The organism is Paraburkholderia sp. (assembly GCF_035656215.1).
Classification (GTDB): Bacteria; Pseudomonadota; Gammaproteobacteria; order Burkholderiales; family Burkholderiaceae; genus Paraburkholderia.
The window spans coordinates 1-6,571 of sequence record NZ_DASRSY010000409.1; the positions used below are offsets into that span (position 1 = coordinate 1).

A 6,571-nucleotide genomic window follows, 5' to 3' on the forward strand; every position below is an offset into this window, starting at 1 on the left:
GACGGTGCTGCGCAATATCGGTGTCGCATTCGGCTACTCGCTGCTCGCCTACGACTCGCTGATTCGCGGCCTCGACAAGCTCGAAGTAAACGCGCAGCGTCTGAACGAAGACCTCGACAACTGCTGGGAAGTGCTGGCCGAGCCGGTGCAAACGGTAATGCGCCGTTACGGCATCGAGAACCCGTACGAGCAGTTGAAGGAACTGACGCGCGGCAAGGGCATCACGCGCGAAGCGCTGCAAACGTTCGTGAGCGGCCTGGCGATTCCGCAAGATGCGAAGGATCGCTTGCTCGCCATGACGCCGGGTTCGTATATCGGCAAGGCGGTCGAACTGGCGAAGCGGATCGCTTGAGCTTCAGTCATTGCCTCGTTTCTTGAGGCACAAAAAAGCCGCTTCAAAAGTTCCGAAGCGGCTTTTTCTATCCTGCGGCCTGCGTGACTGAGCGAGCTTGAGACCTCAACGCGTCACCATCTGCTTCAGCACCTCGTCGACGATTTGTTCCGGCGACAATTCGATGCTCACCGTGATCGCTTCGTCCGGACCCGGCTCTTCGAGCGTATCGAGCTGACTTTGCAACAGCGACGGATCGAAGAAGTGACCGGTGCGCGTGGTCAGCCGCTCGCGTAGCACCTCAAACGAACCCTGCAGATAGACGAAGCACACGCCCTTATCACCGTTACTACCGCCGCGCAGAACATCGCGGTACGAACGCTTCAGCGACGAACAGGTGAACACCGCCTTCTCGCCCGCCCGCTGCTTCTCTTCGATCGCCACACGGATGGTTTGCAACCATGGCCAACGGTCTTCGTCGGTAAGCGGAATGCCTTTGTGCATTTTCTCTTTGTTGGCGGCGCTGTGAAACGCGTCGCCGTCGGTAAATGTGCAGTGCAGGCGTTCCGCCAGCATTTCGCCAATCCTCGTTTTGCCGGCGCCCGACACGCCCATTGCGATCAAAATCATCAAAAACTCCTTACACGACCGTCGCGAGCGCGAAAGTCAAACCCAAGCCCATCAGCGAAATGATGGTTTCGAGGAGCGACCATGTCTTGAAGGTCTGCCCCACCGTCATACCGAAGTATTCCTTGACCAGCCAGAAACCGCCGTCGTTCACATGCGAAAAAATCAGTGAACCCGAACCGGTGGCGAGCACCAGCAATTCCGGCGTGACCTGCACCCCGCTGGCCGAGGCAATCGGTGCGACGATACCGCAGGCGGTGGTCATTGCGACTGTCGCGGAACCCGTAGCCAGACGAATCAGCGCGGCCACCAGCCAGCCAAACAGCAGCGGCGACAGATGCATGACCGTTGCCACACCGACGATTTCCTTCGAGATGCCGCTATCCATCAGCACGCGTCCGAAACCGCCGCCCGCGCCCACGATCAGCGTGATGCCCGCGATTGGCGCCAGACAGTCGCCGCAGAACTTCTGGATCTGCTCACGATTGAAGCCGCGGCTCGCGCCGAAGGTCCAGAAACTGACCAGCACAGCGATCAACAGTGCGACGTCCGAATTGCCGACGAAACGCAGCAGATCGTTCGGCAGGGTCTTCGGCGTAAACACGAGGTCGGCCCAACTGCCGATCAGCATCAGGATCACCGGCAGCAGAATCGTAAACAGCGTAATGCCGAAGCTCGGCAGCTCGCGCTTTTCCTGTTTCTCGTCAGCGACACTGAGGAACTGCGCCGCGAGCGGATTGTTCTGCGGCAGCTTGATGTGGCGGCTGACCAACAGCGCGAACAGCGGACCGGCAACGATCGCCGTCGGCACACCCACGATCAGCCCGTAAGCAATCGTCTTGCCGACGTCGGCGTGATACGCCTGCACCGCGAGCATCGCAGCCGGGTGAGGCGGAATCAAACCGTGCACGACAGACAGACCCGCGATCATCGGCAAACCGATCAGCAGCAGCGACTTGTTGGTGCGTTTGGCAACGTTGAACGCGATCGGAATCAGCAGCACGAAGCCGACTTCAAAAAACACCGGCAAGCCGACGATGATCGCCACGACCATCATGGCCCAGTGAATGTGCTTCTCGCCGAACTTGTCGATCAGTGTGGTGGCGATGCGCTCCGCGCCGCCCGACTCGGCCATCATCTTGCCGAGCATGGTGCCGAGGCCGACCACGATCGCAATGTGGCCCAGCGTATTGCCGTTGCCGGTTTCGAACGATTTGACGATCGTGCCGATCGGCATGCCGGATACGAGACCCAGCAGCAGCGAAACGATGATCAGGACGAGGAGCGGATAAACCTTGTAGCGGGTGATCAACAGGATCAGAAGTGCGATGGCGATCACCGCGAAGACTAGCAGCGTGCTGCCGTGGACAGCTTCCATAAAGCTCCTCCTTTGCGTTATTGATGTCGGTGCTGAACACGGCTGGCACCTGTCTCACGGCGACCTGAAGCAGTGCCGAAAACCGGGCAAGCCGCGCGGACGCTGAATTTTACTGTTTGTTGCCTCTAAAAGCGCGCGAATCCGGCACGCATATCGCCAAGAAGCCTCGCCGCGACAGCCTGACAGGCTGCATCGACGAGGCTCCTTGGCGTTGGACCTTGCTAACGGACTAGAATGCGGGCCGTTTCAACTCAATGGGCGGGCGCGGCCAACTGGCTGGCAGCACGCGCCAGACGCGTGACTTCGTCCCAGTTTTGCGCGGCGAGCGCGGCTTTCGGCGTCAACCACGAGCCGCCCACGCACACCACGTTCGGCAGCGACAGGAAATGCGTGGCCGTTTCAGCCGTAATGCCACCAGTCGGGCAGAACTTCAGCGTCGGGAAGGGGCCTTGGAAAGCTTGCAGCATCGGCACGCCACCAGCTTGTTGCGCCGGGAAAAACTTCACGATCTCGTAGCCGAGCTCCAGTGCGGTGATGATGTCGGTCGGCGTCATGACGCCCGGCAGCAGCGGCAAGCCCGCATCTTGCGCGGCCTTGTGCATGTCCCGTGTCAGGCCCGGTGACACGCCGAACTGAGCGCCGGCTTTCTTCGCCTGAGCGCAATGCTCGGGCTTCGTGATCGTGCCGACGCCGACCACGATGTCTTCGGCCAACTGACTTGCGCGTTCGATCGCTTCCAGACCGGCTGCCGTGCGCAGCGTGATTTCCAGCACCTTCACGCCACCCGCGTGCAGTGCGCGCGACACGTGTTCACCCTGCTCGACCGAGTCGAACGCGAGCACCGGAATCACCGGGCCGAGGCGCACGATATCGCTTACTGTTTTCGCTGTCATAGTCAGACTCCTTGTTTCTGCAGCGTTTAGCTGGCTTGAGTGGTGCTTGTGTGTTCTTCTGCGTGTGCTTTGACCCGCTTACCGTGTTGCGCCGCGTGCTCGCCCACCATCGGACCGAACACCGAGGCGCCCTGCTCCGCCGGCGCCGCCGCCGCACGGAACACGCCGAACAGTTCACGGCCGAAGCCGACTTCGTTTTCCGCCTGATGCTGCGGCAAAGCTTCCGGCCGCGCCGCCCATTCGGCTGCATCGATTTCGATGTCGAGCACGCCCGCGTCCGCATCGATCACCAGCATGTCACCGGTGCGAACCTTGCCGATCGGGCCTTGCAGCAAAGCTTCCGGCGACAGGTGAATCACCGCCGGCACCTTGCCCGACGCGCCCGACATGCGGCCATCGGTCACCAATGCAACGTGGAAACCTTGATCCTGCAACACACCGAGCAACGGCGTCAAACGATGCAGCTCAGGCATGCCGTTTGCGCGAGCGCCCTGGAAGCGCACGACAGCAATGAAATCGCGCTTCAGTTCGCCGTTGTCGAACGCGGCCTGTACTGCTTCCTGCGAATCGAACACGATGGCCGGCGCCTTCACCTTGCGATGCTGCGCCGCCACTGCGGAAATCTTGATCACGCCGCGGCCGAGCTTGCCTTGCATCAGACGCAAGCCGCCGTCCGGCTGGAACGGTTCCTTGATGCCGCGCAGCACCGCCGTGTCTTCGCTCTTTTCCGCGCCCGGGACCCATTGCAGCTTGCCGTCGATCAGCTTCGGCTCTTCCGTGTAGTGATGGAGACCCTTGCCGGCGACGGTGTTCACGTCTTCATGCAGCAAGCCACCTTCCAGCAGATTGCGGACCAGGAACGCGACGCCGCCCGCAGCGTGGAAGTGGTTCACGTCGGCCTTGCCATTCGGGTAAATCTTCGCGAGCAGCGGCACGGCTTGCGACAGCGTGTCGAAGTCGTCCCAATCGATCACAATGCCGGCCGCACGCGCGATCGCGACCAGGTGCAGTGTGTGATTGGTCGAACCACCCGTTGCCAGCAACGCGACGATGCCATTGACGATCGCCTTCTCGTCGACCACATGGCCGATCGGCGTGTAATTGCCACGCTCCACCGTCAGATCGAGCACGCGGCGAGCGGCCTGTGCGGTCAGCGCGTCGCGCAGCGGCGTATGCGGATGCACAAACGCGGAACTCGGCAAATGCAGGCCCATGACTTCCATGAGCATCTGGTTGCTGTTCGCGGTGCCGTAAAACGTGCAGGTGCCTTGACTGTGGTAAGCGGCGGCCTCTGCTTCGAGCAACGCGTCGCGGCCGCACTGGCCGGTGGCGAAGAGCTGACGTGTCTTGGCTTTGTCGTCGTTCGAGAGACCGCTGCCCATCGGGCCGGCCGGTATGAAAATCGTCGGCAGATGGCCGAATTGCAGCGCGCCGATCAACAGGCCCGGCACGATCTTGTCGCAAATGCCGAGGCACAGCGCAGCGTCGAACATGTTGTGCGTCAGCGCGACTGCCGTGCTCATCGCGATCACTTCGCGTGAGAACAACGACAGTTCCATGCCCGCGTTGCCTTGCGTGACACCGTCGCACATGGCCGGCACGCCGCCCGCGAATTGCGCGACGCCGCCGTTTTCACGCGCGGCTTCTTTGATGATGTCGGGGTAGTTTTTGTACGGCGCGTGCGCGGACAGCATTTCGTTGTACGAGGACACGATGCCGATGTTCGGTTCGCGGATCGCCTTGATGGCGAACTTGTCGTTACCTTCGAGCCCGGCAAAACCGTGGGCCAGATTGGCGCAGGAGAGCGCGCCGCGCGCCGGAAATTTGCCTTGCGCCTGGTGGATGCGGGCCAGATACGCCTCGCGCGTGGGCTTGCTGCGCTCGACCACGCGTTGCGTGACCTTCAACAATTGCGAATGCGGGGAAACCATCGGAGCTCCTTCGTCGCTGGCGTGAGGCGTGCGCGCACTAATGCCAGGTAGGTATCGCGGGGATGTCGGATCAGTCGACGACGCAATATTAGTAGAAAAACTACACGATCGCAATGGTGATTCCTGTTGCGCTGCGGCATCGCCGAAATAGTCCAAGCGCCTTACTGGCCTTACCTTGGCGAAACAAACACCAAAACGTAGGGATTACACCTAGAACCTAATATGTAGTTTTTGTACCTACTTCAGCAATCAGATATAGTCCACGCATTCTTCAGCATAGTGCGAGTTTTCCGATGATGCTGTCCCAGGTGGAAGAGATGCGCGAGCAGTTGCGCCCGTCCGAGCGCAAGCTGGCCGATTACGTGATCGAGGCGCCGCGCGAGGTGCTCGATCTCTCGATGACCGAAATGGCGGCCCGCGCCGGCGTGAGCCAGCCGACCATCGCGCGGTTTTGTCATGCGCTCGGCTTTTCGGGCTTTCGTGAGTTCAAGATCCGGCTGGCACAAGGCATTGCCGCGGAAGTGCCCGCCGTCTATCGCGACGTGCGGTCAGATGAGCCGACGCCGGGCATCGCGGCCAAGGTGCTCGACAGGACCATCGGCGCGCTGATCCAGGTACGCAATAATCTGTCGTCGGATAGCGTGGCGGCGGCGATCGAGTTGCTGGCGAAGGCGCGGCGCATCGAGTTCTACGGCGCGGGCGGCTCGGGTATTGCCGCGCTGGATGTCCAGCACAAGTTCTTTCGCCTGGGCATGCCGAGCGTCGCATATTCGGACCCGCATACGTTTTTGATGTCGGCAGCGCTGCTGGGCGCCGGCGACGTGGTGGTGGCGATTTCGAACACCGGGCGTACGCGCGATATCGTGGATGCGGTGAAGTCCGCGCTGACGGCGGGCGCGAAGGTGATCGCGATCACGCACGGCAATTCGCCTTTGGCGCGGCTCGCGACGGTAGGCCTGTTCGCCAACGTGGACGAAGACACGGACATCTTTTCGCCGATGACTTCGCGGGTCTCGCATCTGGCGATCGGCGACATTCTGGCGGTAGGGGTGGCGCTGAGCCGTGGGCCGGAACTGGTGGAAAAAATGGCGCAGGCGAAGGAAGTCATCACCCGGCGGCGGATTGATCCGGACGCCCAGCGATAGCGCGTAACAACGGCCTACCATCTGATGTCCGTGGAGGTCCATGCAGCACCGTGAAGCGCGAGCGCATCTGCCAAGGTGTTCAACCCCCAAGCACACAACGAAAGCGGGCTCCCCGAAGGGAGCCCGCTCAGACTGCTGACAAAGTACCCCCGAAGCCTGGCCATGCGCCGGGCTTTGTCGTTTAATGAGCGTCATGCTCAAGAAACCGACGCCCATGCAGCACGAACTCGAGATGGTCACGCTCGAGGAGCTCGTGCCGAAGGATC

At 61.3% G+C, this 6,571-nt stretch carries 5 protein-coding genes and 1 pseudogene; 2 read left to right on the plus strand and 4 right to left on the minus strand.

All coding sequences use genetic code 11. From position 1 onward, the window contains the following. Positions 1-352, plus strand: a pseudogene (locus VFE81_RS23945) (adenylosuccinate lyase); the annotation flags it as partial. 105 nt (positions 353-457) lie between these two features. Here VFE81_RS23945 and VFE81_RS23950 read toward each other — a convergent pair. From VFE81_RS23950 to edd, 4 genes are all read right to left on the minus strand, one after another. Beyond that, positions 458-961 carry a gluconokinase gene (locus tag VFE81_RS23950; protein ID WP_325046959.1) on the minus strand — a complete coding sequence of 168 codons (504 nt, stop codon included), beginning with the start codon at positions 959-961 and terminating at the stop codon, positions 458-460. 10 nt (positions 962-971) lie between these two features. Further along, on the minus strand, positions 972-2,336 hold the full coding sequence (locus VFE81_RS23955; protein WP_325046960.1) for a GntP family permease: 1,365 nt from the start codon (positions 2,334-2,336) through the stop codon (positions 972-974). Positions 2,337-2,587: 251 nt separating this feature from the next. Further along, entirely contained in the window at positions 2,588-3,229 is a 642-nt protein-coding gene (gene eda, locus VFE81_RS23960; RefSeq protein ID WP_325046961.1) for a bifunctional 4-hydroxy-2-oxoglutarate aldolase/2-dehydro-3-deoxy-phosphogluconate aldolase, read from the minus strand. A gap of 26 nt (positions 3,230-3,255) precedes the next feature. Continuing rightward, positions 3,256-5,160 carry a phosphogluconate dehydratase gene (edd, locus tag VFE81_RS23965; protein ID WP_325046962.1) on the minus strand — a complete coding sequence of 635 codons (1,905 nt, stop codon included), beginning with the start codon at positions 5,158-5,160 and terminating at the stop codon, positions 3,256-3,258. Between the two features lie 293 nt (positions 5,161-5,453). Here edd and VFE81_RS23970 point away from each other — a divergent pair, with 293 nt between their 5' ends. Continuing rightward, entirely contained in the window at positions 5,454-6,305 is an 852-nt protein-coding gene (locus VFE81_RS23970) for a MurR/RpiR family transcriptional regulator (RefSeq protein WP_325046963.1), read from the plus strand. The last annotated feature ends 266 nt before the right edge of the window (positions 6,306-6,571 follow it).